Genomic DNA, 24,975 nt, shown 5'->3' with positions numbered 1-24,975 from the left:
CGAGTCCGTGGGTGACGACGCCAGCGAGCGCGTGGGCGAGGCGCCCGACTGGGAGAAGCGCTTCCGCGCCCCCCGCGTCTCGCTGCCGCAGTGGGCGGAGGACGCCCCCGACCGGTCGCTGTTCGTCTCCAACGCGACGGGCACCTTCGAGCTCTACGCCTGGGACCGCGCCACCGGCAAGCAGCGCCAGGTCACCGACCGCCCCAACGGGACCATGGACGGCGGGCTGAGCCCCGACGGCGCGTGGATCTGGTGGTTCGACGACACCGACGGCGACGAGTTCGGCCGGTGGCGGCGGCAGCCGTTCCACGGCGGGCCCGACGAGGAGGCCGTGCCGGGCCTCGCGCCCGCGTACTCGGCCGGGCTGGCGCTCGGGCGCGACGGCACGGTCGTCGTCGGCCGCATGACCGAGGAGGAGGGGACCACCATCCACCTCGTCCCGGCGACGGCGCCGGATGGGCCGGATGGGCCGGCCGGGGAAGCCCGGGAGGGTGACGGGGCCACCTCGGCGACGCCCGTCGAGGTGTACCGGCACCGGCAGTCGGCCGGCGTCGGAGACCTCTCCCACGACGGCACCCTGCTGGCGATCGAGCACACCGAGCACGGCGACGCCATGCACTCCGCGATCCGCGTCGTCCGCCCGGACGGCACGGCCGTCGCGGAGCTGGACGACACCGAGGGCGGCACGAGGGAGCTGGGCCTGTCGGTGCTCGGATTCGCTCCCGTCGCCGGCGACGCGCGCCTGCTGGTCGGCCACCAGCGGCGCGGCCGGTGGGCGCCGATGGTCTGGGACCCGGTCGCCGACGAGGTCACCGAGCTCGACGTGGACCTGCCGGGCGACGCGCACGCCCGCTGGTACCCGGACGGCCGGGCGTTGCTGATCGGGCACTCGCACCACGCCCGCAGCGAGCTGTGGCGCTACGAGCTGGCGAGCGGGCGGCTGGCGCGCGTGGAGACACCCGCCGGCACGATCTCGGGCGCGACGGCCCGGCCCGACGGCAGCGTGGAGTACCTGTGGTCCTCGGCCGCCGAGCCGCCGCAGGTGCGCTCGACGGCCGGCGGCACGGTGTTGGACCCGCCCGGGATGCGGGCGCCCGCGTCGGTGCCCGTGACCGACCTGTGGGTGGACGGGCCGGGCGGCCGGATCCACGCGCTGGTCCAGACGCCGCCGGGCGGCGGCGAGGGCCCGTTCCCCACCGTCTTCGACATCCACGGCGGCCCCACGGCCCACGACACCGACGCCTTCGCCGCGGGCCCCGCGGCCTGGCTCGACCACGGCTTCGCGGTGGTCCGCGTCAACTACCGGGGCTCCACCGGGTACGGGCGGGAGTGGACGGACGCCCTCAAGCACCGCGTCGGGCTGATCGAGCTGGAGGACGTCGCCGCGGTGCGGGAGGCGTGCGTGGCCAGCGGCCTGGCCGACCCCGAGCGGCTGGTCCTCACGGGCGGCTCCTGGGGCGGATACCTCACGCTGCTGGGCCTCGGCACGCAGCCGGAGAGCTGGGCCGTCGGCGTGGCGGCCGTGCCCGTCGCCGACTACGTCACGGCGTACCACGACGAGATGGAGGCGCTGAAGGCGCTGGACCGGACGCTCTTCGGCGGGACGCCGGAGGAGCAGCCGGAGCGCTGGCGGGCCTCCTCGCCGCTGACCTACGTGGACCAGGTCCGCGCCCCGGTCTTCGTCTCGGCGGGCGTCAACGACCCGCGCTGCCCGATCCGGCAGATCGAGAACTACGTGGACCGCCTGGCGGCGCGCGGCGCCGTCCACGAGGTGTACCGGTACGACGCCGGGCACGGCTCGCTCGTCGTGGAGGAGCGGATCAGGCAGGTGGCGATGGAGATTCGCTTCGCGACGCGGCACCTGCCAGCTCGTCAGGGTGACGCTCACGGTCCCGCGGAGGCTTCTCGCGGTCCGAAGGAGCCTCCGGCTCCCCCGGCGTGACCGTGTGGGCGCTCCGCGGGGCGCCCTCCAGCGTGCCCTCCGGTGGGAGGCCGAGCGCGGCGTCGCGCCGGGCCTCGACCTCCCGCCGGAAGAGCCGGAACCACATGAAGACCGCGAAACCGGCGAAGACGAACCACTCGGCCGTGTACCCCAGGTTCTGGAACGCGTCGGCGTCCAGCCCGCTGCCGGAGGGGGCGACGGGCGGCACGGCGCGCAGCGGCGCCGGCGCCTGCTCGGGCGCCACGGTGAGCCAGGCGTCGACCACCTCGTACGGCAGCACGTTGATCAACGAGGCCGCGCCGATCACGCCGAGCTGGCCGGCCGGCAGCCCCGTCCTTGCCCCGACGTCGCTCGGCGACTCGGGCGCCTGGAGGGCCCCGACGACGGTCACCTCGCCGGCAGGCGGCGCCGGCACGCGCTCCGCGTCCGCCGCGTCGGCACCGTTCGCCGTGTCCGTGCCGTTCGCCGTGTCCGCCGCGCCGGGCAGCCAGCCCTGCACGACCGGCACGGCCGGGCCGCCGCCGTCGGGCAGCAGCGGCGTCAGCACGTAGAACCCGCTCTCGCCGTCGAGCTGGCGGTCGGGCACCAGCAGCTGCTGGTCCGCGTCGTACCTGCCCGTGACCGTCCCCCACTCACCGACCGTGTCCGTGGTCACGGGCAGCAGCTCGGCGAGGGGCCGGGGCTCGCCGGCGGGGGCCTGGGCGCCGGGGTCCTCCTGCTCGCGGTGGGTCTCGACCCGGTCCTCGAAGCGACCCAGCTGCCAGGTGCCGGCGGCCAGGCAGATCGGGATCGCCAGCACGACGAAGATGTTGATCGCCCACCAGCGGGGGGTCAGCAGGAACCGGTACACGGCACCACGGTAGTCCGTCCCGCCGACAGTCCCCCGGCCGGGCGGCCCGGGCCGCCCTGTGGCGGGCGGGCCACCGGGACAGCCTTTAGGACGCGGAGGTCTGGAGGACGCCCGTGTGGTACACCGTGCCGGAACAGACGCCCGGCAGCGTCACCTGCGCCCCCGGTTCGCCCGCGGCCGGGATGTACTCCAGCACCACGCCGCTGTCGACGGTGGGCTCGCTCCCGCCGTTGTCGCCGGTGTCGCCGCCGCCGCCGGCGGCGCCGCTGTCGGGGTCGCCGTTCGCGCCCGCCGAGCTGTCGCCCGTGCCGCCGCCGTCCGGCGTGCCGACGCTGCCGCCCGCGCCGCCGCCGGTCTCCGCCGCCGGGTCGGGGCTGCCGGTGCCGTCGTCGACGGTGGCACGCGTCGGCTCGCCCGTGCCGGAGGACGGCTCGGTGGGGTCGGTGGTCGGCTCGTCGGTCGAGCCCGACTGGGTGCAGCCGCCGCCCACCGCGCCCGTCTCGGGAACGTAGGCGAAGCGCACCTCGAAGCCCGTGCCCGGCGTCAGCAGGAGCACCGTGTCCGGCTCGACCGGCTCGGGCAGGGCCGTGGCCGCGCCGCCCTCGACGTTCTGGACGACCTGCACGTCCGCGGTGGTCGTCCCGCCGTACGGGAGGGCCGCCAACTCGCCCGAGCCGGCCACCACGCAGGACTCGCTGGAGACGTTCACCAGGCGGAAGGCCCCGTAGATCTGTCCCGAGGCGTCCGGCTCCTGCGCCACGGTCTCGGCCTCGCCCAGCTGTGAGCGGGTGCAGGGGTCGGAGGCCGCGGGCAGGATGTCCGTGGTGCCGGACTCGGACGCGCCCTCCGTCGTCTCGGCGCCGCCGCTCGGGGTGTCGCTCTCGCCCTCGCCGCCGCCCGCGTCCTCGCCGAGGGGCGGCTGCGTGGCGCCGCCCGCGTCGTGCAGGCCGGTGCCGTCCAGGCCGCCCGTGCCGCCGACGTCGTCCTCGCCGAGGTCGCTGCCGCCGCCCGCGTTGAGCGTGCCGCCGTCCCCGCCCGCCGTGGCCGCGGTGTGCACCATCAGCGGCGCGCCCACGCCCAGCAGGACGACGGAGGCGGCGACGCCCACGACCAGCTGGCGGCGCCTGCGACGCCGCGCGGGCACGGCGAGCCGCAGCTGCGTCAACGAGTCGGGGGAGGGTTCCAGTTCGCTCACGGTGTCCCGCAGCAGGCGGCGCAGGACCTCCTCGGTGTCCTCGAAGCCGTTCTGCCGGGCTCCGAGCCGGCCGTTGCGACAGGCGCGCCCGTCCGCCGGGGCGTGGGCGGCCGAGGCGTGGGGGCCCGACGCGTGGGCGCCCGGGGCATGGGTGTCTTCGGCGCCGCCCCGGCCAGGGGGTCTGCGCTGGCCGAGGTGGAAGCCGGGATCGCGCTCACTCATGTTGCGGCCTCCATGGCGACGCGCAGCGCCGCTATGCCGCGCGAGCCGTACGCCTTGACCGAGCCGGCCGAGATGCCGAGCGTGCTGGCGACCTCGGCCTCGCTCATGTCGGCGAAGTAGCGCAGCACGAGAACCTCGCGCTGGCGGCGTTGCAGCCCTCGCATCGCCTTGATCAGGTCTGCCCGTTCCAACTGCTCGTACGCGCCCTCCTCGGCGCTGGCCGCGTCGGGCATGGGCCGCGAGAGCAGCCGGAGGCCGAGGATGCGGCGGCGCAGTGTGGAACGGGAGAGGTTGACGACGGTCTGTCGCAGGTAGGCGAGGGTCTTCTCGGGGTCGCGGATGCGGTTCCTGGCGGCGTGGACGCGGATGAACGCCTCCTGGACCACGTCCTCGCAGGAGGCCGTGTCGTCGAGCAGGAGGGCGGCCAGGCCGAGGAGGGGGCGGTAGTGCGCGCGGTACGTCTCGGTCAGGAAGTCGACCGTGGTGCCCTCGGCACCCTCGACGGCCTCGGTGGCCTGGGCGACCTCGGCCGTGTCGGTACCCGCGGCCCGCACGGACCCGGAGGCACCCGCCACCTCGCCGAGGGTGCTGTCAGTCATGGCGCCGCTGTCCGTGCGACCGCCGCCGCGGGCGCGGAAGGGCGCGGGCCGGGAGGCCGGGACCGGAGCGATCACCGGCATGCCCCCGTCGTCCGGGCGTCTGGTCGGAGCCGACACCGTGGCCGTGGCGGAGCGGCGCGCCGGGGCGCGTCGCCTGGGCGCTGTCGCGAATGAGAGAACCTCTGCCACGCCTGTTGGACACGTTCTTCCCCGGAAAGGTTGTATGGCGCGGGCAGGTTGCCGGTTGATGGGCCATACGACCTCATAGTCACCGCCTACCCCGACATATCCTGACAAGCTCTGCGCCAGGAGCCTCACTGGTGGCCCACAAAGACGCACCCCGCACCGCCGTCGGTTGCCGTGCGAACGAGCAACCGTGTCGATGCGGGGAGTTGAAATCGTCTCGCCCGGTCCGGTTCAGAGCAAGCCATCCGAGCCTGCGACTCGATTACAAAAGCTTCACATCCCGCTCGGGGACGCCGTCAGGACGGCCGGAGCCTCGTCCTCGGGGCGGAACGCCTCGGGGGGCCGCCGGGGCGGCCCGCCGTCGGGCAAGCCCGCGGCGGTCACCCTCGACGGGTCACCACCGGCGGACGGACCACCGCTGACGGCCTTCACCGCCCGGTGCCGCCGTAGACGACGGCCTCGTCGTTCTCGCTGTCCAGCCCGAACGCGGTGTGGACCGCGCGGACGGCGTCGTTGACCTCCTCCTCGCGCGTGACGACGGAGATCCGGATCTCGGACGTCGAGATCAGCTCCACGTTGACCCCGGCCCCGGCGAGCGCCTCGAAGAAGGTGGCGCAGACCCCGGGGTTCGTCTTCATGCCCGCCCCGACGAGGGAGATCTTCGCGACCTGGTCGTCGTAGCGCAGCGCCTCGAAGCCGATGCCCGCGCGGTGCCGCTCCAGCGCGGCGATGACGCGCCGCCCCTCGGACTTCGGGAGGGTGAAGGAGATGTCCGTCAGCCCGGTGGCCGCGGCGGAGACGTTCTGCACCACCATGTCGATGTTGATCTCGGCGTCCGCGATGGCGCGGAAGATCAACGCGGCCTCGCCCGGCTTGTCCGGCACCCCGACGACCGTGACCTTCGCCTCGGAGGTGTCGTGCGCGACCCCCGAGATGATCGCCTGCTCCATGGTCTCGTGCTCCCCTTGCTGCTGCTGTCCTCGCTGTCCTCGCTGTTCGGGCGGCTCGCTGCTGACCCAGGTGCCCGGAAGGCCCGAGAACGACGACCTGACGTGGATCGGGATGTTGTACCGCCGGGCGTACTCGACGCAACGGTGCAGCAGGACCTTCGAGCCGGAGCTCGCCAGCTCCAGCATGTCCTCGTAGGAGATCCAGTCGATCTTACGGGCCCGCTTGACCACGCGCGGATCGGCGGTGAACACCCCGTCCACGTCGGTGTAGATCTCGCACACCTCCGCGCCCAGCGCGGCGGCCAGCGCCACGGCCGTGGTGTCCGAACCGCCGCGGCCCAGGGTCGTGATGTCCTTGCTGCTCTGCGACACGCCCTGGAAGCCGGCGACGATCGCGATGTTCCCCTTGTTGACCGAGGACTGGATACGGCCCGGCGTGACGTCGATGATCCGCGCACGGTTGTGCGTGGAGTCGGTGATCACCCCGGCCTGGCTCCCGGTGAACGACTGCGCCTCGTGCCCGAGCGCCTTGATCGCCATCGCCAACAGCGCCATGGAGATCCGCTCTCCGGCGGTCAGCAGCATGTCCAGCTCGCGGCCGGACGCGACGGGTGACACCTCGGCGGCGAGATCGATCAGCTCGTCCGTCGTGTCGCCCATCGCCGAGACGACCACGACCACCTGGTGGCCGTGCTTCTTCGCCTCGACGACCCGCTTGGCGACGCGCTTGATGCCCTCGGCATCAGCGACGGAGGAGCCGCCGTACTTCTGCACGACCAGGCCCACGTCTGCTCGCACCTCGTCTCTCTCACTCTCCGTAGCCGTTGCTGCGGCCACGGCCCGATGAAGTCTACCGAGCGAATCGTCATCAACCGCCCGGTCCGCGACGACCCCTGCCCCCGGAGAGTGAGGAGCACACGGAAACGGCCGCGAAACGTTAGGGACCTCACACGGCCGCCCTCGGCGGGCGCCCCCCGGCCGGCCGGGGGGCGTGTCGGCGATGATGGGAGGAAGGCTTCAACGGAGCGCGTGTCCGAAGGCCGCGCGGGGAGCAGGGCGCGGGACACGGGGGCACGCGGGAGCGCGGGACACGGAGGGCACGCGATGACGGAGGGCACGCGATGACGGAACGCAAACCGCCGGGAGTCAGCTTCGAGTCCTGGGTGGACCGCCAGATCCGCGAGGCGACGGAGCGGGGCGCGTTCGACGCCCTGCCCGGCGCGGGCAAGCCGCTCCCGGCGACGAACGAGCCCTACGACGAGAACTGGTGGGTGAAGGAGAAGCTGCGCCGCGAGGGCGTCTCCGTGTTGCCGTCGACGCTGCGGCTGCGGAAGGAGGCGGAGGACGCGTTGGCGGAGGCGGCGCGGGCGCCGTCGGAGCGCGTGGTCCGACGGATCGTCGCGGAGATCAACGAGAGGATCCGCGAGGCGCTGCGCCGGCCGCAGGACGGGCCGCCGCTCGGGCTGACGCCGTTCGACGTCGAGCAGGTCGTGGCCGAGTGGCGGGAGCGCCGCGCCTCCTCGTAGCGCGACGTGGGGCCCGCGGCGGCAGGACGTGACGCCCGCGGCGGCAGGACGCGGTGCCGGGACGCGGCGCCGGGCCCCGCTCAGCTCTCGGGCTTCAGCCCCAGCGGGCTGGCGAGCTCCGCCGCCATGACGCGCCCGGCCTGGCGCTCCAGGTCACCGTCCTCGGCGTCGCTGTCGGTGTCGAGCCCGTCGAGCTCCGCCAGCGGCGTGTCGAGCCGAACGTGGGCGACGAGCGACTGGAGGGCACGCAGGGTGGCGCTGGCGGTCGGCCCCCAGTTCGTGAGGTACGAGAACTGCCACCACCACAGGGCCTCGGTGACGCGCCCCGCCCGGTAGTGGGCCATGCCGTGCCGCAGGTCGCTGACGATGTCGGCGAGGTCGTCGGAGATGCGCGCGGCCACCGGGGTGCTGCGCGGCACGTACGGGTCGAACACCTCGGAGTAGACGTCGACCGGCGCCAGCAGCGCGCCCAGCTGCTCCCGCAGCTCGTCCATGTCCGGCTCGGGGCCGGTGTCCGGCTCGTACCGCTCCTCGGGAACGATGTCCTCGTACGCGCCGAGCCGGCCGCCGGCCAGCAGCAGCTGCGAGACCTGGAGCAGCAGGTAGGGCACCGCACTGTCCGGATCGTCACCCTTGGCGACCTCGGCCACGGCGACGGTGAAGCTCTCGACCTGGTCAGCGATCTGCACGGCGAAGCTGTCGGGGCCGTCCGCGGTCAGGCCGCTCGTGCCGGCGACACCGACGCCTCCGCTGGCTCCCGTGACCTCGGTGGTCTCGGCGGTTTCGGCGGTCTCGGACATCACGCGGTCGCCTCCCCTGGGCCTGGCTCCTTCTGGCCCCTCGTCGTTGCACCCTCGTCGCTACTCATCACTACACATCGCTACACATCCAGCAGCCGCCTCCCCTCGAAGGCCCGCCCCAGCGTGACCTCGTCGGCGTACTCCAAGTCTCCCCCGACGGGCAGTCCGCTGGCTAGCCGAGTGACGCGCAGGCCCATGGGGCTGACCATGCGGGCCAGGTACGTCGCGGTCGCCTCGCCCTCGAGGTTGGGGTCGGTGGCGAGGATCAGCTCGGTGACCGTCCCGTCGGCGAGGCGCGTCAGCAGCTCCCTGATCCGCAGGTCGTCCGGGCCCACGCCGTCGATCGGGCTGATCGCGCCGCCCAGCACGTGGTACCGGCCACGGAACTCGCGGGTGCGCTCGATCGCAACGACGTCCTTGGGCTCCTCGACCACGCAGATCAGCGAGAGGTCGCGGCGGGGGTCCTGGCAGACCCGGCACTGCTCCTCCTGCGCGACGTTCCCGCAGACCGAGCAGAACCGGACCTTCTCCTTGACCTCGGTCAGCGCGTGCGCGAGACGGCGGACGTCGGCGGGCTCGGCCTGCAGGATGTGGAAGGCGATCCGCTGGGCGCTCTTGGGGCCGACGCCGGGCAGCCTGCCCAGTTCGTCGATGAGGTCCTGGACCACGCCTTCGTACACAGCGATCTCCCGTCGTCTCCTGTGCCGGTCCCGATCCGGTCCGTTCCATGCCGCGAGCCGCTCACGCCGCTCACCACCCGCTCACACCGCTCTCGCCGCCCACACCGCTCGTCCGGCCCGTGCCCCGATTACCCGGGAGTACTCCCGGACGGCTGTCGGGGCGGTCCTCGGGCGGCTCGCGAGCGGCTCGCGGGCGCGTGTCGGCGGTGCCACGACGCGTCGCCCCGGCTGGCCGTGCCCCCACCGCGGTGCCCGCGACGGCCCGGCGCCTCCGTGCTGCCCCGCCTCCACGCCGCGCCGCGCGCCCTCGCGCCGCGTGGGTCGCGCGTCGTGCGCGGCGCGTCGTCTGCCGTGCTAGAGGGGCAGGCCGGGCATGCCGCCTCCGCCCAGCCCCTGGGCGAGCGGGCCGAGCTTGACCTTGGCCAGCTCCTGGGCCGCGTTGTTCGCGTCGCGCACGGCGGCGATCACCAGGTCGGCCAGGGTCTCGGTGTCCTCGGGGTCGACCGCCTTCGGGTCGATCTCCAGGGCCGTCAGCTCACCAGAGCCGCTGACCGTGGCCCTGACCAGCCCGCCGCCCGCCGTGCCCTCCACCTGCGCCTCGGCCAGCTCCTGCTGGGCCGCGGCGAGGTCCTGCTGCATCTTCTGGGCCTGCTGCAGCAGCTGCTGCATGTCGACCCCACCACCACCAGGGAACACGGCGTCACTCCCGGTCCGTCGCTTCCGTACGGCCTGCCCGTACAGCACCGAGCCTACGGGCTGTGGGCCCCGCGGTCTCACTCGTGGTGGAACTCCTCGATGACGGTGGCTCCCAGCTCCCGGATGATCAACTCCTGGCCAGCGAGCCCGCCGAGGGGCACCCCGCTGCCGGGGCCGGGGGCCGGCGGGTCCTCCGGGTCGATCTCGGCGGCCTCGTCGAAGGCGTCGTCCGCGCCCGGCGCGTAGTCCGTGTCGACCGGGCCCACCGCCGGGGCGGCGTCGCCCCGCCCTGGGCCCGCCCCGCGCCCGGGGCCCGCCGGCCCCGGCACGGTGGCGACGGCGGCTCCCCGAGGAGGCGCGGCGTCGCGGTGGTCGGGCGCGGCGGGCGGCGCTGCCGCCGGACCGGCCACCGGCGGCGGCTGCTGCTGCCGTGCCGGGCCCTGGGGCTGCTCGCGGGGCTGTTCCTGGGCCCGTGACGGCGGCGGCGCGCCGGGCCCCGCCGCGGGGGCCCCGGGCGGCGGCGACGCGCCCGGCGACGGGAACCCGCCGGGGCCGGGCCCCTCGCCCCGTGGCCCGCCGGCTGGCCCTCCCGGCCCTGGCCCGAAACCCGGGCCGGGCGGCGGGCCACCACCGGCGTCCACCACCGCCTCGATGCGCCACTGCACGCCCATCGCCTCGCCCAGCGCCTGACGCAGCACGTCCTCGCTGCCGCTGTTCACGAAGTTGTCCCGGGCGCCGGCGGAGGCGAAGCCGAGCCGCAGGGTGCTCCCGTCGAAGCCGACGACCTGCGCGTTCTGGCTGAGGAGGATCCAGCTGTACCTGCGGCGGCCCTTGACCGCCTCAAGGATGCGCGGCCACATGTCCCGGACCTGTCCGACGTCCCCGACCCCGGCGGCGGCCTGCGGGGCAGCGGGTGGGGCGGCAGCGGGTGGGGCCGCGCCCGGGACGGGACCGGCGGGCGCGCCGCCGGCGGCCTGGCCGCCACCGGTGGGCCAGGCGCCGGGCCTTGCGCCCGAGCCGGCGTCCTGCCCGGGCCCGGCGGCGCGGGTGCCGCCCGGCCACGCCCCGGGGGGCGGACCGGCGGCGGGTGCCTCGGGCGCCGGCGACGCGGCGGACGGCCAGGCGCCGGGCCGCCCCTCGCGGTCACCGGAGGTGGCCGGCCCGGCGTCGCCAGGCCCCCCGCCGGGCTGCTCACCCGGCGGGACGGCGGCCACGGGCGGCGCCGCGGGAGCCGCGGGAGCCGCGGGCACCTCCGCCGCCGGCTGCGCGGCCGGCGGCTGCCCGCCCCGCGCCCCGGCCACACCACCGCCAGCCATCCCACCACCGACCGTCGCACCGCCGGCCATCCCGCCGCCAGCCGTCAGACCGCCCCCGCGCTCCAGCCGGTCCACGCGGGCCAGCAGCGACCGCTCGTCCCCGTACGCCGCCGGCAGCAGCACCCGGGCACAGATCAGCTCAAGCTGAAGTCGCGGCGACGTCGCGCCGCGCATCTCGGTCAGGCCCGTGTTCACCAGGTCGGCCGCCCGGCTCAGCTCCGCCGGGCCCAGCGCCGCGGCCTGCGCCCGCATCCGGTCCAGCACGTCCGCCGGGACGTCCAGCAGGCCCTTCTCCCCCGCGTCCGGCACCGCCGCGAGGATCAGCAGGTCACGCAGCCGCTCCAGCAGGTCCGCGACGAAGCGCCGCGGGTCGAGACCCCCCTCGATCACCCGGTCCACCACGCCGAACGCCGCCGCGCCGTCGCCGGCCACGAAGGCGTCGACGACGGCGTCGAGCATGGCCGCGTCCGTGTACCCGAGGAGCGCGGTGGCCATCTCGTACGTGACGCCGCCCTCGTCCGCGCCCGCCAGCAGCTGGTCCATCACCGACATCGAGTCCCGCACGGACCCCGCGCCGGCCCGCACCACCAGCGGCAGCACGGCCGGCTCCACCGGGATCGCCTCGTGCTCACAGACCTGCGCCAGGTAGTCCCGCAGCGTGCCGGGCGGCACGAGCCGGAAGGGGTAGTGGTGGGTGCGGGAGCGGATGGTGCCGATGACCTTCTCCGGCTCCGTCGTCGCGAAGATGAACTTCAGGTGCTCCGGCGGCTCCTCCACCACCTTCAGCAGGGCGTTGAACCCCGCCGGGGTGACCATGTGCGCCTCGTCGATGATGTAGATCTTGAAACGGCTGGCCGCCGGGCCGAAGAACGCCTTCTCCCGCAGCTCACGCGCGTCGTCCACGCCCCCGTGCGAGGCCGCGTCGATCTCGATCACGTCGATCGACCCGGGGCCGTTGCGCGCGAGGTCGAGGCAGGAACGGCACTCCCCACAGGGGGTGGGCGTGGGGCCCTGCTCGCAGTTCAGGCAGCGGGCGAGGATGCGTGCGCTCGTCGTCTTTCCGCAGCCGCGCGGGCCGCTGAACAGGTACGCGTGGTTGACCCGGTCGTTCCGCAGGGCCTGCTGGAGTGGGTCGGTCACATGCTCCTGCCCGATGACCTCGGCGAAGGTCTCGGGTCGATAGCGGCGATACAGCGCGAGGGAGGACACGACACCGACGATATCGGCCCCCACTGACACCCTCCCCGGCCTCGCACCGGGCCGCCCCCGGACACACGAGGGCCCCTCACGCACCCGACAGAGCCCGTCTACCCTTGCTGCCTTCCGGCCCTGGGGGAGTTCAACGAGGTAACGCCGCGCGAGGGGCTGCCGCCAGCCTACCGGATGAAGCGGTTCGCAACCGCACGCCCCCGTCTTGTAAGGTGTCCGGCGGAGGATTCGCCTAGAGGCCTAGGGCGCACGCTTGGAAAGCGTGTTGGGTTCACACCCTCACGAGTTCGAATCTCGTATCCTCCGCTCAGCTCTCACCGGGCTGTTTGAAGGCCCCCGCCGCCATCCACGGCCGGGGGCCTTCGTTGTTCCGTCTCACTTTCCGTCTCAGTTGGTCTCCGGAGACCCCCACAGCGCGTCCCCGACCTGCCCGGCCACCTTCTTCAGCACGGGTCCCGTGATGTGCATGTACCGGGCCCGCATCCGCGCGGCGCCGCCCGGTTCCCAACCCATGATCGCGTCCACGACGACGTCCGGGACGCCGAGGATCAGCAGCACGGTCGCGGCGGTGTGACGGGCGTCATGCAGCCGACCGTCACGAACCCCCGCGTCCCGCAGGAGCTGCTTCCAGACGTGGTAGTCGGTGTTGGGGCTCAGCGGCCCGCCGACCGGCGAGGCGAAGACGTAGCCCTTGCCCAGCCAGGCCGGACCGGCCGCCAACCGTTCCGCCGCCTGCTCCTCCTGGTGTCGGCGGAGCAACGTGACCAGCGGATCGGGTAGCCCGATCGTTCGACGCCCGGCACGGGACTTCGTTGACTTGTACTCGCGCCGGACCTGCTCCCTCTGTGGGCAGTAACCGGCCGCCCGCCCGCAGGTGTCACCGCAGCCGTGCGCGTACTTCGGGCGCAGCCGGTTCTTCCGGGTGCGCAGATAGCCCGCGTCCAGGTCGACGTCTTCCCAGTGCAGCCCGAGGGCTTCCCCCTGCCGCAGGCCGAGGGCCAGGGCGACGACCCACCGGGCGCTGTTGCGGAGCTTCGACGCCTCCAGGAGCAGCCGTTGCACCTCCTCGATGGTGTACGGCTCGATGTCCTCCTCTTCGAGCCGGGGCGCCTTGGCGATCTCCGCGACGTTGACGGCTACGTGGCCGCGCCTCACGGCCTGGCCGAGGGCGACGCGCATGGTCCGGTGCACGTGGTGGGCCGTCGCGGCGGCGCTGCCGTTGCGTTGCATCTTCTGGTAGAAGCGCTCCAGGTGCTCCGGCTCCAAGCCGTCGAGCCGATGGGCTCCGAGGCCCGGCACCAGGTGCACGCGGACATCGACCTCGTAACCGTCGTAGGTGTTCTCCGAGACATACGGCTTGGCGATGTTCTCCACCCAGTGTTCAAGCCAGGCTTGAACCGTCCACCGCTTTCCCGCCTTGCGCAGCCTGCCTGCGTCCCGCAGCTTCTCCAGCTCGCGGACGGCCTTGGTGACCTCAGCCCGTGTCTTGCGCTCGACATGCCGGCGGTCGGGCTTGCCGTCGTCCCGGACGCCCACGGTCACGCGACCGTGCCACTTCCCGTCCTTCCCGAGGTAGATCGAGGACGCCCCGTTGGGCTGTCTGGTCCGCTTCTTCTGGGTGCTGTCCGTCATGACCGCCCCTCATGCCGCCATCGCGGCGTTGGGCGCACCGCGCAGCTTGGCGACGTAGGCGGGTACGGCGTCGGCGGGGACCCGGCGAAGCCGCCCCACGGTGACGGACTCGATCTCCCCCGAGGCGATCAGCGCATAGCACGTCGTCCGGCCGATCCGGAGTCGTCGGGCCGCCTCCTCAACGGTCAGGAGAACCGCTGTGGCGTCTCGCGTATCGATCACGGCCGCACCTCCCGGGGTGTCAGTTCGGCGAATGCTTCGCGTGCCGTAGCGCGGTTGATCTGCTCGGCCAGGGCGACGCCGGCCGAAAGCCATTCCTCGGCGGGGCTGAGGCCAGTGCCGGCGTAGGTCCAGTGGGTGAGGACGAGGGTGGTGTCCTCGGGGTGGTCGGTCTCGCCGGACTGGGTGCGGCGCCAGGTGGCGCGGGCGTCGCGGAGGGCGGTGAGGGTGGTGGAGTAGCGGCGGGACTTGGTGGAGAAGTGGCCTCGGAAGCCGAGCATGTGGGCCCAGGCGCGCAGCCGAAGGTGTTCGAGGTCCTTTCGGGCGCCGAGTCTCCAGGCGGCGCGGATGAGGCGGCGGGCGTGGTCGGGGAGGTTGAGGGGCGCGAGGTCGGCGAGGAAGCGCAAGGGGCGGTCGAGGGTGCCGGTGGCGGTCTCGGCGCCCTTGGTGGCGTACTTGGCGATGTAGCCGGCGACGGCCTGGTCGGTCAGCTCGGTGTCGCCGTCGAGGTCGGCGGATCGGATGGCGCGCACGTCGAGCTGTCGGCCGAAGGTGAAGGTGTGGGGGCGTCCGTCGACGACCGGGCCGGGGATGGTCGTGGCGGTGGCGGCGGCGCGGAGGGCGTCGGCCAGCAGCTCGGCCGTCGCCCAGGCCGGGGGCGGGGTGGCGCTGCCGTCGGGGCCGTCGAGGCGGATGACGGCGTGGAAGTGGACGGCGCCGCGCTTCTGGTACTCGGCGACCTTGGCGAAGGAGACGCGGGCGTGGTCGGCGAAGGCCCGTTGGGTGAGTCCGGCGCGCTTGGCGATCTCGCGGCGGAGGTAGATGGTGAAGCGCCGCCAGAGGTTCCCGGCGTTGGCGTTCCACAGCACCGCGGCTTCGTAGTCGTAGCGGTCGGGGTCGATGGCGGTGCCGAGGCGTTCGTCGTCGGGGGTGTGGACGGCACCGCAGCGGCAGGCGGGCCGGCCGGTGGGGCGGTTGTGGACGGGGCCGAAGCTCGGCGCGGTGAGGGTGACGAAGACGCGGGGGTGGGTGGCGACGCGTTCCGGGGTGCCCTTGCCGCCGCGCAGGCCGGCGGTGATCAGGTGGAAGGTGTCGCGGCGGTAGACCTCGGCGCAGGCGGGGCAGCGGGTCGCGCGGCGGTTGTTGCAGCGGGTCAGCAGGTGGCCGGCGGGCAGCTCGGCGCCCTCCAGGTGTCGCAGGACGCGGCCGATCTCGCCGGTCGTGGTGTCGAGGTGGTGTTCCGTGCGGTGTCCGGAGAGGCGGACGGGGCGGACGCAGCCGCCGAGGCCGGCGAGTTGCCGGGCGAGGGCCGGGAAGGTGCCCGTGGCGGCGAGCCTGCCCAGTTCGGGCAGGGGCGGCGGGGTGGTTCGGGTGATGATGGGAGTGCTCCTTCGCGATCTCGCGGTCGTGGAGGTGTTCAGCCCCGGGGCGGCGGATGCTTGGCGGTATCGAGGCCGCCCCGGGGCGTTTCTGGTGCTGCGGGGTCTCAGTCCTGCTGGTCGCTCTGGTCGTTGACGATGTCGACACCGGTGCGGGTGCCGGAGTCGATGGCGGGGGCGGCGAAGGTGTCGGAGAGGTAGAAGCCGAACAGGGCGATGACAAGGACGAGCCAGGGGCGAACGCCGAGGAACTTCACGGCGCCCCAGGCGATCAGGCCGAGGATGACGACGAGGGGCAGGCTGACGGTCACGGCGTGGACTCCGTTCAGTGGACGGGGCAGCGGTGGGTGCGGGCGGCGAGTTCGGCGCCGGAGCGGGTGTCGTACTCGGCGGAGAAGCCGCAGCGCGGCGCGGTGCACGCGACGGTGTGCTTCTCCCGTCCGTGGAGGTCGGTCCCGGTGCCGACCTCGACCGGGCCGAGTCGGACGACGTTGCGGAAGCGGCGGAGCATGCGGTGTCCCTTTCAGAGGCGGGCGGCGATGGCTTTGGCCAGCGGCGCGGGGACGCTGAGCCGGGCGGTGAGGGTGGGTGTGTCGATGGGGGTTCCGGTGCGGGCGTGGTGCTCGGCGGCGACCTTCCGCGCGTGGGTGATCAGGCCGTCCGGCACGGACACGGGCACGGGCACCGGAGGCGGAGGCGGTGAGGGTGGAGTCGGCGGCGCGGCGTGCGCCTGGTCCTCGTCGGCCTCGACCGCCAGGCGCTCGACGTCGACGTCGTGGTCGACGGGCGGGGGCTTGGGTGTCGGGGCGTGAGCCAGCAGGGTGCCGCCGAGGAAGGCGACGGCCGGCCAGCCGGCGACGAGGATGCGCAGCCAGACCGGCACGTCGTTCATGTCCAGCAGCCCGGCGGTGGCGACGTTGGCACCGAGCGAGGCCACCAGCGCAATGAGGAACCAGCACCAGCCGGCGGCCCTGCCCTCTCCGGTACGTAGCCGGCGCCAGGCGGCAACGAGCAGCAGGTCGACGGAGACGGGGTAGGCCCACGCCTTCCAGCCGTCCTGTCCGGCCGCCGCCGCGAGGTCGTGGATGTGCGCGAACGACAGCGACGCGGCGATGACCGCTTGGACGAGCACGGCGTCGACCTGAGCCAGACGTGACCGCATGGTGGGGTCACCTCCTTCCTGTTGGAGGCATGGCGGGGGTAGGGACGCGGCGCGAAGCAGTCGCGCCGACCGTTGAGGGAGGGAAGAGGGGAAGGGGTTCGTGCGGGTCAGGCGGTCGCCGGGTCGACGTCCGTCGAGGGCACGGGCAGGGGCATGGGCAGCGTGGCCAGCGGCGCGAAGCGCTTCAGCGCCGGCACGTCGGGCGTCAGGTGCGCGGAGGCACGGCAGCGCGCGGCGGCCTCGGCCAGGGACAGGAACGGGGTGCGGATACGGGACCAGCCGCCGGAGGTGTCGCCGGCCACGGCCAGGCCCGGACGCTCGGCCGGGATGGTGCAGGCGGTCGCCACCGCTTCGGGGGCGATGTCGCCCAGCGCCATCTTCGCCGAGGCTTCGTCGTTGACGCGGTGGCAGACGCGGCCGGTGAGCTGTGCGCGGAGCATGGTCGCGCCCTTGCCCAGCTCGGCGCCGAAACGCTGGCCACAGACCTCCAGGTAGATGCCGGCGGCGCGACCGAGCTGCGCGAGGCGGACCAGGTGCGTGACCATCTCGTCGCGCCGTTCCTCGTCCTTGCGGGTCGAGGTGAGGAACAGCTCGGCCACCTCGTCGATGAACACCACCACCGGGACCGGCCGTTCCTCCTCGGGCAGGCCCCACACGTCCGAGGTGATCTCCTCGGCCGCGACGTCCGGCGGGATGCTCTGGCGGGCGCGTATCAGGTCGTAGCGTTCCTCCATCAGCCCGACCAGGGCCGGCAGCAGCTCGGCAGCCTGCCCCGGGTCGGTCGCCAGGGCCGTGAGCCGAGGCGCGAACGGGGCCAGCTCGACGCCGCGCTTGCAGTCGACGCCGACCAGCGCCACGTTCTGGCCGGCCAGCCCGCACAGCAGCTGTCGTTGGTACGTGGACTTGCCCGACAGGGTGGCGCCGAGGGTGAGCGCGTGCGGCACGGCGCGGTAGTCCCGGAGGAACGCGGTCGCGTCCTCCCGCAGCGCCACCGGGATGCGGAGGTATCCGCCGTCGGTCCTGCGGGGCATGCGGACGGTGCGGAGCACGTCGAAGCCGATCAGCCGCAGCTCGACCGTCCCGGGCTTGACCTCGGCGACGTGAACGGCGTGGACGGCCCAGGCGTGACGGAGCCGTTCGGTCGACGCCGCCACGTCCGCGACCTCCTGGCCGGGGGCGAGGCGGAGCCGCAGCCGCAGGCCGGTCGAGGTCGGACGCGGCAGCCCGCGCCGAGGCGGAACGGGCCGCACCTCGCGGCGCGTTGTCGCTCGCACGGCCAAGGCCCGGAGGCGGGAGGGGGCGACGGTCAGCCCGCACGCCTCCATGACCGAGCCGTAGGAGCCCAGCAGGCGGGCGGTCGAGATCGGCAGGCCGAACGCCGACCAGTAGGCGGCGGGGTGTCTGGCCCGGGTGTAGGCGGCGGTGGCGCCGAGCGCGGCGACCGGGCCGCCCACCCCGAGCGCTGTCAGGAGTTCGGACATGGCGCTCAGGCCCCCGCCGCGACGGGGAAGGACGCCGGAGCGACGGCCGCCGCGCGGTAGGCGATGCCGTGGCGCTCCTGCCCGTTGAAGACCGACTCCCAGGGCCGCGCCACCAGGCCGGGCAGGGCAACGGGGGCGCCGAGCGTCAGGCCCTCGGAGACACCGCCCTGGGGAACGGTGACCTGGATCAGCGAGGACTCGCCGTCCTGGATGTAGACGACGCTGAGACGCATCAGCGTCTCTCCGGTCACGGCGTCCTTGGCGACCTCGCCCGTCCTGCGGTCGCGCAGCTTCGGGGCCGGCTCCTCGGTGAGGAGGATGGTCGCGGACGTCGTTTCCACACGGATCGTGCGCACGTGAAGTACTCCCTTGTGCCGCGCCCGACGAGCGGGCGCAAATGATGATGGATCGGTGCACAACGGGAGGTTGACCGCATACGGGTAGGGCGCGCTACGCTGCTGAGAGCGTTGATGCCAACGACGCACCCGGCCTGAGTGGGACTGCCTCCCGCTCGGGCCACATCTGTCTGTGGCCCTTGCCGCTCCCGCGTCGGACGAGGCTGCCTTCCTGTCCGACGCGTTCGCATGCCCGCACCTCCCTCCCCGCTGGATGCGGAGAGGGGCGTGCCGACACTCACCACAGTAACCCGTACTTTGAGTACTGTCTAGTACTTCTGGTACTGACTCACATTTCTTGTACGCCCAACTCCCGGGCGAGGGACCGGAGCTGATCCGACGGCAGCGGGCTCATCGCCAGCAGGTCGGCGATCAGCTGCTTCACGGCCGGCTTGGCGCGGAACCACTCCGGGAGGATGCGGCGGGCGTCCTCCAGCGCGGTGACGGCTTCGGCGACCTGGCGGCGTTGAGCGTGCGCCTTGGCGAGGTCGATACGGAAGCGGGCCTGGCGTTCGGGAGACAGGCCGGAGGGGTCGACGGCCTGCGCGGCGCGGAGGGCGACCCCGGCGTCGCCGAGGTCGACGGCCACGGAAACCTCGTGCAGGGCGACGTTGGTGGGGCCGAACTCGGTGTTGTAGTCGTTGCGGCCCTCTCCCACCTGCTCGGCCATCGCCTTGGCCTGGCGGAGATGGGCGTATGCCTCCTCGGCCTGGTTCAGCCGGCCTGCCGCGAGGGCGCGTTGGAGGGTGAGGGCACCGCGCAGCGCGACGGCCTGGGGCTCGGCGGTGTCGGCGAGGTGGGTGAGCGCTTCAGCGGAGGTGCCGGAGACGGTGGCGGCCTGGTGGTAGTGGCGGGCGCCGAGGAAGACGATCGACAGGCGGAACTCGCCGGCCGCCATCAGCAGGGGGTCGCCCGCGCGTTCGGCGGCGACGACGGCGCGGTCGACGGCGATCCAGGCCGCCTCGGACTCGCCCATGTTCGCCAGTGCGGCGCTGAAGGCGTGGTACATCGAGGCCAGCAGGCGGAAGAGGTCGGGCCGTTCGTCGTCCGTGCCGGCGCGGGTGGCGGCCTCCAGTCGGGGCACCAGTCCTTCGAGGAGTTCGGCGAGGTCGGCGTAGTCGCCCTGGTGCACGAGCGTCCAGGCGCGTTCCACCTCGGCGCGCAACGACGGGACGTCGGGCGGCTCCGGCTGTCCGAGGACCGCTTTCAGCGAGTGGGCCGCGCTGAGGACGAGACGGAGCCGGCTCGCGCCGGGGGAGGTCTCGCCCTCGGCGACGGACGCCACGATGGGTGCCTCGGCGGCCAGCTCCCCCACGGGGATGTCCAGGACCTCGGCGACCTTCTCCAGCACCGTCATCCGGTCCACGCGCCGCACGCCCCGCTCCACCTGGGACACCCAGGCTTCGGAGCGGTCGAGCAGACCGGCGAACTCCTTCTGCGACAGGCCCCGACGCTTGCGGTGGAAGGCGATCTTGCGTCCGAGGGCCTTGACGTACTCAGCGCTCACCGGGCACGCCCTTGCCGGACATGAAGTCCAGGCGGTCGACCTCGGTCGAGGCGAGGTACTGCTCCCGCTCGGTGAGGAAGGAGCGCACGTAGTCCTGCGTCTCGTGGGTCTCGAACGCCGCCTCGTCGCGGTAGAGCTCGTAGAAGATCCGCTGGAGCGGACGGCCGTCAACACGGTGCACCGTGTAGATCACCGTTCCGGGTTCGTTCGCACGGATCTGCTCTCCGGTGCGTGTCACCAGGTCATCGAACGCTTCAGCGGCGGCCTCGTCCTTGCAGGTGAACCGCACCATCAACCCGAACATCCTCAGGTCCTCTCGTCGTCGGCATCCCGGCGGTGCACCGAGCTAGGGCGAACGCTAGGCGGGACGTGGCCCGCACCAAAAGTACGATCTCGTATTTTCGTCGCCGGGATTTTAGGTACTGTGCTGGTACTTATTCTACGTGTCGCTGCGGTTCCTGTCAGCCGGTCCGCACCCTCCGGTCCTGGAAAACCGCAGGTCATCACGGATGGAGGACGCCATGCCGACCCATCGCCGTACCTTCCCCGGGCGTGCCGAGGACGTCACCCGTGCCCGCCACTGGACCCGCGCCATCCTGGGCAACCACCCCCACACCGACGACGCCGCGCTGATCGTCACCGAACTGGCCGCCAACGCCATCACCCACACCGCCAGCGCCACAGACGGCTTCACCCTCACCCTGACCATTGCCGCCGCCGACGACGGCCCTGTGACGATCGCGGTCACCGACGCCGGAGGCACCACCAGCACGCCCCACGTCGAGCAGCCCGACGCCTGCACACCCCACGGACGCGGCCTTGCCCTCGTCACCGCCTACGCCACCCGCGTCACCATCTACGGCGACCACCACGGCCACACCGTCACCGCCCACCTCGCCACCACCCCGGCCCGACAGCCCCAGCCATGCTGACCACCACCCCCGACACCCCGAACGAGCACGAGCACCAGGACCACGAGCACGAGAACGAGCCGCACCACGGCGCCCGGTTAGACCCCGAGACCGAAACCAGCTACCAGCACCTGATCCGAGGCGCGATGGACTCCGTGATCCAGTACTGCCGCAACACCGTCCGCGAGAACAGCCACCGAGGCTTCTGGACCCCCACCGAGAACGACGAGACCCCCCTCACCCACGCCGACCTCATCCACCAGGCCCGCACCGGCATCCTCCGCGATCTCCGCATGGTCCTCGACTGCGCCGAAACCGTCGCCACCGAGATCGAACGCGACCGCCAACGCCACGACCAACGCCAACAACCCACCCAGCCCGGCGAGTAACAACCTTCTCTACGCCTTCAAGGCGCCGCGCCCAGGCGCGGCGCGCGCGGCACCGCCGGCCCCGGGCCGCCGCTCCTGTCTCCGCCCCGCTCCGACCCGCGCCCGCCGGCCGCGCACCAGCTCAGGCGCGAACCCGGTTGCCGTGAGAGGGGTTCGCCGTGGCTGGGGGTCGGCTCCACGGCTTTACGCACCTGTCGAGCCCGGGGCCCGCGTCGGGCATGGCCAGGGGGCCATCGGCCGGATTCACCGGGCAGGGCTCCGCCCCGCCCGATAGCGCGGGCAAGCGTACGGCCCCCTGCCCATGCCCGACCCCAACCCCGACAGGACACCGCCCAAACCCGCTCCACCGACCGGCCAACGTTTCCGCCCTGTGGGCTCCCTTTCGGTATGGCATCGATATTTTTCAGCCATGCCTTCTCGCAGATATTCCCTATATGAACTAAAGATCACTTTCAAGATGCCGGCGCAACTTGGCTTTCGACTTCGCAGCAGTTCGCAGCAGATCGCGAGCTTTCGTAGGGCATCGCACTCCGTCTCACGAGCGCGGCAAGTGACGAAAGGGGTCATACTTGGGGCAACTTGACGCAAACTTGCCCCAAGTTAGCCGCTCGTCACCCGGATGCGCCCCGCAGACCAGATTGAGGTACTGCAAACACCGGTGGCGCTCCAGCGCTGCTACGGTCCATGGCCGTAAGGGAGCCCCGCTCGCAAAGTCTCGCCAGACGCCGAACGGGGCTCAGAACACACCAAATCGATGCGCTGGAAGGAATGACATGGATTCCCCTGCCAAGCCTGCCGACGATGAGCCTAGCGGAGGATGGCACAGCATAGCCGCTGTGCGCGTTGGGGCCTCAGCTGTAGCTGCGATCGGTACCCTGCTCCTGGGAGTCGCGGCATTGATTCAGGCTCTGGGATGAACCCTCTCACTTCCGGTTCCTAGAGGTGCTGTACAGCAACGCAGTGCAACAACCACAGCAGCCGGCACCGGTTCATGGTGGCTCTCGCCGCCCCAACCGCTCCCGCAACGACGATAGATGACCAGTCTGCACAGAGGACGGACCAGAAGGTCACCACAGTCGAGCGGCTGACACAGCCCCACTGTCGACCGTCTCAGTTTCCGTCTCATTCGCCAGCGTCCGCGCCCGTTTAGCTCGGTGTGGCAGTGGCGTCCGGGAGACACCGCCGGACGGGCGTAGACGCAGGTGAACGACGGTGGACGACTGTCAGCAGGCCACCAACAGACTTGGAAAGCGTGTTGGGTTCACACCCTCACGAGTTCGAATCTCGTATCCTCCGCCCAGCTCTCACCGGGCTGTACGTGGGCCCCGACCGCACTGCGGTCGGGGCCCACGTTGTGTCGTGGTTGCAGTTTTGGTTGCAGTTGATGCAATCGCTCCGGACCTCTGGCAGGCCGAGACCGATGGAGGCTGCCCTGCGGGGACGAGTCGGCTTCCGGTGGGACGTCCGAGGGTGAACTGTTGACTCTGCCTACAACGGTCGGTCTGGGGACGGCGCACCGTGTTCGGTGCTGGCTGCCGTCGGTCCCCAGAGCAGTCCGCCGATCTTGGCAGCGGTGTCGCGTAGGACGCGACCGGTGAGGTGTTGGTAGCGGCGACGCATGCGAGCCGAGTTGCCTGGTTCCCAGCCCATGATCGCGTCGACGGCGGCGTGGGGACGCCGAGGATGAGCAGGACGGTGCCGGCGGTGTGGCGGGCGTCGTGGAGCCGGCCGTCGCGGACGCCAGCAGCTCGTAGCAGCTCCTTCCACTTGTGGTAGTCGGTGTTGGGGTTGAGCGGATCACCGGTCGGGCTGGTGAAGACGTAGCCCTTCTCGGTCCACAGGTCGCGGGCGAGGGCCCGCTCACGGTCCTGCTCCGCCCGGTGGCGTTCGAGGAGCGTCATCAGCTCGTGAGGGACGCCGATGGGCCGCCGCCCGGCGCGGGATTTGGTGTCCTTGGTCTCACGGCGGACGGTGACCCGCTGCGGGCAGTAGCCGGGCTTACGTCCGCAGGAATCACCACAACCGTGCTGGTAGCGGGGACGCAGGCGGCCTCGGCGGACACGGATGACGCCGGCCTCGGCGTCGATGTCGTCCCACTTGAGGCCCAGCACCTCACCTTGGCGCAGACCGAGAGCGAGAGCGATGACCCAGCGGGCGGTGTTGCGGTGCTGCTCAGCCTCCTTGAGGATCCGCTGGATCTCCTCGACGGAGTACGGCTCGACCTCCTCCTCTTCCAGACGGGGCGCTTTGGCGATGGTGGCGGGACTGACGGTGAGGTGACGGCGGCGGACGGCCTCGTTGAGGGCGGCGCGGATGGTGCGGTGAGCCTGGTGAGCGGTGCCGGCGGCGCTACCGGACGCCTGCATCCTGGTGTAGAAGCGCTCCAGGTGTTCGGGCTCCAGCTTCTCCAGCCGGTGCGCACCGAGGCCGGGAATGAGGTGGTGGTAGACCGCGACGCGGTAGCCGTCGATGGTGTTCTCTGACACGTGCGGGGCGGCGATGTTCTCCACCCAGTGGGTCAGCCACGAGGTGACCGTCCAGACCTGTCCGGCCTTGCGGACGGTGCCGGCGTCGCGCTGTCGTTCGAGCTCGCGGACGGCCTTGGTCACCTCGGCGCGCGTAGCGCGGCTGACGTGACGGCGGTCTGGGGTGCCGTCGTCCTTGACACCGACGGTGACACGGCCGTGCCAGCGGCCGTCCTTGCCACGGTAGATGGATGAGGCGCCGTTGGGCTGGCGGGATCGTGCCATGCCTGGCCCCTCAGGCTGCGGTGGTGTAGCGGCCGGCATTCACACGCCGGGTCAGGAACTCCGCCACGGCCTCGGCGGGGATGCGGCGCAGGCGGCCGATCTTGACGGAGGGGATCTCGCCGGAGGTGACGTACTCGTACATCTTCGTGCGGCCGATGCCGATCCGGGCGGGCGGCTTCCTCGACGGTGAGGGCGACGAGGGTGGGGTCGCCGTGGGACGCGGCACCGCGTTCTCCCATGAGGGCGTGCAGGTCCTCCGGCGGGACGCCGAGGAGGTGGGCTATCTGGGCTACGGGCATGGCGGACTGGGGCATGGGACGCTCCTGTGCTGTCCGACCACGGGGCGGCAACCCCGGTGGGCCGGTGGTGCTGATGGTTCGTGGATGGGCGATCGGTTGACGTGATCGGTCACTCGGGGACGTCGGAGGACGGGCTGCCGGGTCTTGTTCCGTCGCCGGGTGAGTCGGGGAGCTGGGCGAACTCTTCGGCGATGACCTGGCGGACGGTGGCCTCGGCCTCCTCGCGGACGTCGGGGTGTTCGGCGAGGTAGGCGTCGAGTGCGTCGCGGGCGCGGGTCAGGGCCAGGCTGGCGTGGTGGACCTCGCGGTAGCCACGCCGGATCTGCTCAACCAGGTCCATGGCGCGGGAGTGGGCCGCGAGGCGGGGCGGGCCGACGAGGTTCTCCAGTGAGATGCCGAAGACCTCAGCGAACCCGATGGCCTCGTCGAGGTTGACCCGACGCTTGCCGTTCTCGATGCGCCACACGGCGGAAGGGTTGATCTCGTAGCCCGCCGCGTTCAGCCGGTCGGACAGGGAGTTGGTACCCCAACCGCGGGTCTCCCGTTCGAGCTTGGCCACCACCGCGCTGGCCCGGGTGGGGAACCTGCTCAACCAGGAGACCCGCTACCTCCACCAGGGCGGCCACCTCCACCAGGCGCACCTGCGGCTCCTGGCCCGCCTGGAGGAGGCGATCGAGGCG

The 24,975-nt window shown here is 72.6% G+C and carries 22 protein-coding genes, 1 tRNA gene, 1 other RNA gene and 3 pseudogenes; 5 read left to right on the top strand and 22 right to left on the bottom strand.

The features are described from left to right. Nucleotides 1-7: 7 nt before the first annotated feature. Complete coding sequence (locus tag ACTWP5_RS30505; protein WP_443224419.1) at nucleotides 8-1,942, top strand: S9 family peptidase; 1,935 nt, start codon at nucleotides 8-10, stop codon at nucleotides 1,940-1,942. 133 nt (nucleotides 1,943-2,075) lie between these two features. On the opposite strand, the pseudogene ACTWP5_RS30500 reads toward ACTWP5_RS30505, so the two are convergent. The 4 genes and pseudogenes from ACTWP5_RS30500 to ACTWP5_RS30485 form a co-directional block, all read right to left on the bottom strand. Then, nucleotides 2,076-2,741, bottom strand: a pseudogene (locus ACTWP5_RS30500) (SURF1 family protein); the annotation flags it as partial. 136 nt (nucleotides 2,742-2,877) lie between these two features. Continuing rightward, nucleotides 2,878-4,209 (bottom strand): hypothetical protein, encoded by a 1,332-nt coding sequence (locus tag ACTWP5_RS30495; protein ID WP_443224408.1) that lies wholly within the window; start codon nucleotides 4,207-4,209, stop codon nucleotides 2,878-2,880. Beyond that, a complete protein-coding gene (locus ACTWP5_RS30490) occupies nucleotides 4,206-4,997 on the bottom strand; it encodes a SigE family RNA polymerase sigma factor (protein WP_443224407.1) in 792 nt (263 codons plus the stop codon). The genes ACTWP5_RS30495 and ACTWP5_RS30490 overlap by 4 nt, the downstream gene beginning before the upstream one ends. Nucleotides 4,998-5,422: 425 nt before the next feature. Continuing rightward, a complete protein-coding gene (locus tag ACTWP5_RS30485; RefSeq protein ID WP_443224418.1) occupies nucleotides 5,423-6,730 on the bottom strand; it encodes an aspartate kinase in 1,308 nt (435 codons plus the stop codon). 335 nt (nucleotides 6,731-7,065) lie between these two features. Here ACTWP5_RS30485 and ACTWP5_RS30480 point away from each other — a divergent pair, with 335 nt between their 5' ends. Next, nucleotides 7,066-7,470, top strand: coding sequence for a J-domain-containing protein (locus ACTWP5_RS30480; protein ID WP_443224406.1), 405 nt, complete (start codon nucleotides 7,066-7,068; stop codon nucleotides 7,468-7,470). Nucleotides 7,471-7,550: 80 nt separating this feature from the next. Here the strand turns inward: ACTWP5_RS30480 and ACTWP5_RS30475 are convergent, their stop codons facing one another. From ACTWP5_RS30475 to ffs, 5 genes are all read right to left on the bottom strand, one after another. After that, nucleotides 7,551-8,273 (bottom strand): DUF5063 domain-containing protein, encoded by a 723-nt coding sequence (locus tag ACTWP5_RS30475; protein ID WP_443224405.1) that lies wholly within the window; start codon nucleotides 8,271-8,273, stop codon nucleotides 7,551-7,553. 77 nt (nucleotides 8,274-8,350) lie between these two features. Beyond that, complete coding sequence (recR, locus tag ACTWP5_RS30470; RefSeq protein ID WP_443224404.1) at nucleotides 8,351-8,950, bottom strand: recombination mediator RecR; 600 nt, start codon at nucleotides 8,948-8,950, stop codon at nucleotides 8,351-8,353. 354 nt (nucleotides 8,951-9,304) lie between these two features. Continuing rightward, on the bottom strand, nucleotides 9,305-9,646 hold the full coding sequence (locus ACTWP5_RS30465; protein WP_443224403.1) for a YbaB/EbfC family nucleoid-associated protein: 342 nt from the start codon (nucleotides 9,644-9,646) through the stop codon (nucleotides 9,305-9,307). Between the two features lie 77 nt (nucleotides 9,647-9,723). Further along, nucleotides 9,724-12,171 (bottom strand): DNA polymerase III subunit gamma and tau, encoded by a 2,448-nt coding sequence (locus ACTWP5_RS30460; RefSeq protein ID WP_443224402.1) that lies wholly within the window; start codon nucleotides 12,169-12,171, stop codon nucleotides 9,724-9,726. Between the two features lie 64 nt (nucleotides 12,172-12,235). Beyond that, an RNA gene (gene ffs, locus ACTWP5_RS30455) (signal recognition particle sRNA small type) lies at nucleotides 12,236-12,332 on the bottom strand. Nucleotides 12,333-12,392: 60 nt separating this feature from the next. Here ffs and ACTWP5_RS30450 point away from each other — a divergent pair. Then, nucleotides 12,393-12,477, top strand: a tRNA-Ser gene (locus ACTWP5_RS30450). Between the two features lie 81 nt (nucleotides 12,478-12,558). On the opposite strand, the gene ACTWP5_RS30445 is transcribed toward ACTWP5_RS30450, so the two are convergent. From ACTWP5_RS30445 to ACTWP5_RS30400, 10 genes are all read right to left on the bottom strand, one after another. Then, the gene (locus ACTWP5_RS30445) at nucleotides 12,559-13,803 is read right to left on the bottom strand and encodes a tyrosine-type recombinase/integrase (protein ID WP_443224401.1); all 1,245 of its coding nucleotides are present in this window, start codon (nucleotides 13,801-13,803) and stop codon (nucleotides 12,559-12,561) included. 9 nt (nucleotides 13,804-13,812) lie between these two features. Next, nucleotides 13,813-14,025 carry an excisionase family DNA-binding protein gene (locus ACTWP5_RS30440; protein WP_443224400.1) on the bottom strand — a complete coding sequence of 71 codons (213 nt, stop codon included), beginning with the start codon at nucleotides 14,023-14,025 and terminating at the stop codon, nucleotides 13,813-13,815. Further along, nucleotides 14,022-15,374: a replication initiator gene (locus tag ACTWP5_RS30435; protein ID WP_443224417.1), complete on the bottom strand. Its 1,353-nt coding sequence runs from the start codon at nucleotides 15,372-15,374 to the stop codon at nucleotides 14,022-14,024. The genes ACTWP5_RS30440 and ACTWP5_RS30435 overlap by 4 nt, the downstream gene beginning before the upstream one ends. A 134-nt stretch (nucleotides 15,375-15,508) precedes the next feature. Next, nucleotides 15,509-15,712: a hypothetical protein gene (locus tag ACTWP5_RS30430; protein WP_443224399.1), complete on the bottom strand. Its 204-nt coding sequence runs from the start codon at nucleotides 15,710-15,712 to the stop codon at nucleotides 15,509-15,511. A gap of 14 nt (nucleotides 15,713-15,726) precedes the next feature. After that, nucleotides 15,727-15,912 (bottom strand): mobile element transfer protein, encoded by a 186-nt coding sequence (locus tag ACTWP5_RS30425; RefSeq protein ID WP_443224398.1) that lies wholly within the window; start codon nucleotides 15,910-15,912, stop codon nucleotides 15,727-15,729. 12 nt (nucleotides 15,913-15,924) lie between these two features. Beyond that, nucleotides 15,925-16,563, bottom strand: a complete 639-nt coding sequence (locus tag ACTWP5_RS30420) for a DUF2637 domain-containing protein (protein ID WP_443224397.1) — start codon at nucleotides 16,561-16,563, stop codon at nucleotides 15,925-15,927. Between the two features lie 107 nt (nucleotides 16,564-16,670). Beyond that, nucleotides 16,671-18,044, bottom strand: coding sequence for an FtsK/SpoIIIE domain-containing protein (locus tag ACTWP5_RS30415; RefSeq protein WP_443224396.1), 1,374 nt, complete (start codon nucleotides 18,042-18,044; stop codon nucleotides 16,671-16,673). 5 nt (nucleotides 18,045-18,049) lie between these two features. Beyond that, nucleotides 18,050-18,400: an SCO3933 family regulatory protein gene (locus ACTWP5_RS30410; RefSeq protein ID WP_443224395.1), complete on the bottom strand. Its 351-nt coding sequence runs from the start codon at nucleotides 18,398-18,400 to the stop codon at nucleotides 18,050-18,052. A 328-nt stretch (nucleotides 18,401-18,728) separates the two neighbouring features. Next, entirely contained in the window at nucleotides 18,729-19,946 is a 1,218-nt protein-coding gene (locus tag ACTWP5_RS30405) for a helix-turn-helix domain-containing protein (protein ID WP_443224394.1), read from the bottom strand. Further along, nucleotides 19,936-20,250, bottom strand: coding sequence for a putative quinol monooxygenase (locus tag ACTWP5_RS30400; protein WP_443224393.1), 315 nt, complete (start codon nucleotides 20,248-20,250; stop codon nucleotides 19,936-19,938). Before ACTWP5_RS30400 ends, ACTWP5_RS30405 begins: the two co-directional genes overlap by 11 nt. A 217-nt stretch (nucleotides 20,251-20,467) precedes the next feature. Between ACTWP5_RS30400 and ACTWP5_RS30395 the strand changes: the two genes are divergently transcribed. Further along, the gene (locus ACTWP5_RS30395; protein ID WP_443224392.1) at nucleotides 20,468-20,878 is read left to right on the top strand and encodes an ATP-binding protein; all 411 of its coding nucleotides are present in this window, start codon (nucleotides 20,468-20,470) and stop codon (nucleotides 20,876-20,878) included. Beyond that, the gene (locus ACTWP5_RS30390) at nucleotides 20,872-21,246 is read left to right on the top strand and encodes a hypothetical protein (protein WP_443224391.1); all 375 of its coding nucleotides are present in this window, start codon (nucleotides 20,872-20,874) and stop codon (nucleotides 21,244-21,246) included. Before ACTWP5_RS30395 ends, ACTWP5_RS30390 begins: the two co-directional genes overlap by 7 nt. A 1,488-nt stretch (nucleotides 21,247-22,734) precedes the next feature. On the opposite strand, the pseudogene ACTWP5_RS30385 reads toward ACTWP5_RS30390, so the two are convergent. The 3 genes and pseudogenes from ACTWP5_RS30385 to ACTWP5_RS30375 form a co-directional block, all read right to left on the bottom strand. Continuing rightward, nucleotides 22,735-23,996, bottom strand: a pseudogene (locus tag ACTWP5_RS30385) (tyrosine-type recombinase/integrase). Between the two features lie 10 nt (nucleotides 23,997-24,006). Continuing rightward, a pseudogene (locus ACTWP5_RS30380) lies at nucleotides 24,007-24,310 on the bottom strand (helix-turn-helix domain-containing protein). 94 nt (nucleotides 24,311-24,404) lie between these two features. Further along, nucleotides 24,405-24,854, bottom strand: a complete 450-nt coding sequence (locus ACTWP5_RS30375; protein ID WP_443224390.1) for a helix-turn-helix domain-containing protein — start codon at nucleotides 24,852-24,854, stop codon at nucleotides 24,405-24,407. Nucleotides 24,855-24,975: the final 121 nt, after the last annotated feature.

Source organism: Streptomyces sp. 4N509B (assembly GCF_052245655.1).
Lineage (GTDB): Bacteria > Actinomycetota > Actinomycetes > Streptomycetales > Streptomycetaceae > Streptomyces.
Note: the sequence above shows the minus strand (reverse complement) of the source record. Positions and strands in the feature narration are given on the sequence as shown.

Coding starts and splice junctions, on each gene's coding strand:
- ACTWP5_RS30400 (WP_443224393.1), bottom strand. CDS start 20,250: ATGTTCGGGTTGATGGTGCGGTTCACCTGCAAGGACGAGGCCGCCGCT.
- ACTWP5_RS30425 (WP_443224398.1), bottom strand. CDS start 15,912: ATGCTCCGCCGCTTCCGCAACGTCGTCCGACTCGGCCCGGTCGAGGTC.
- ACTWP5_RS30495 (WP_443224408.1), bottom strand. CDS start 4,209: ATGAGTGAGCGCGATCCCGGCTTCCACCTCGGCCAGCGCAGACCCCCT.
- ACTWP5_RS30390 (WP_443224391.1), top strand. CDS start 20,872: ATGCTGACCACCACCCCCGACACCCCGAACGAGCACGAGCACCAGGAC.
- ACTWP5_RS30445 (WP_443224401.1), bottom strand. CDS start 13,803: ATGACGGACAGCACCCAGAAGAAGCGGACCAGACAGCCCAACGGGGCG.
- ACTWP5_RS30480 (WP_443224406.1), top strand. CDS start 7,066: ATGACGGAACGCAAACCGCCGGGAGTCAGCTTCGAGTCCTGGGTGGAC.
- ACTWP5_RS30420 (WP_443224397.1), bottom strand. CDS start 16,563: ATGCGGTCACGTCTGGCTCAGGTCGACGCCGTGCTCGTCCAAGCGGTC.
- ACTWP5_RS30415 (WP_443224396.1), bottom strand. CDS start 18,044: ATGTCCGAACTCCTGACAGCGCTCGGGGTGGGCGGCCCGGTCGCCGCG.
- ACTWP5_RS30395 (WP_443224392.1), top strand. CDS start 20,468: ATGCCGACCCATCGCCGTACCTTCCCCGGGCGTGCCGAGGACGTCACC.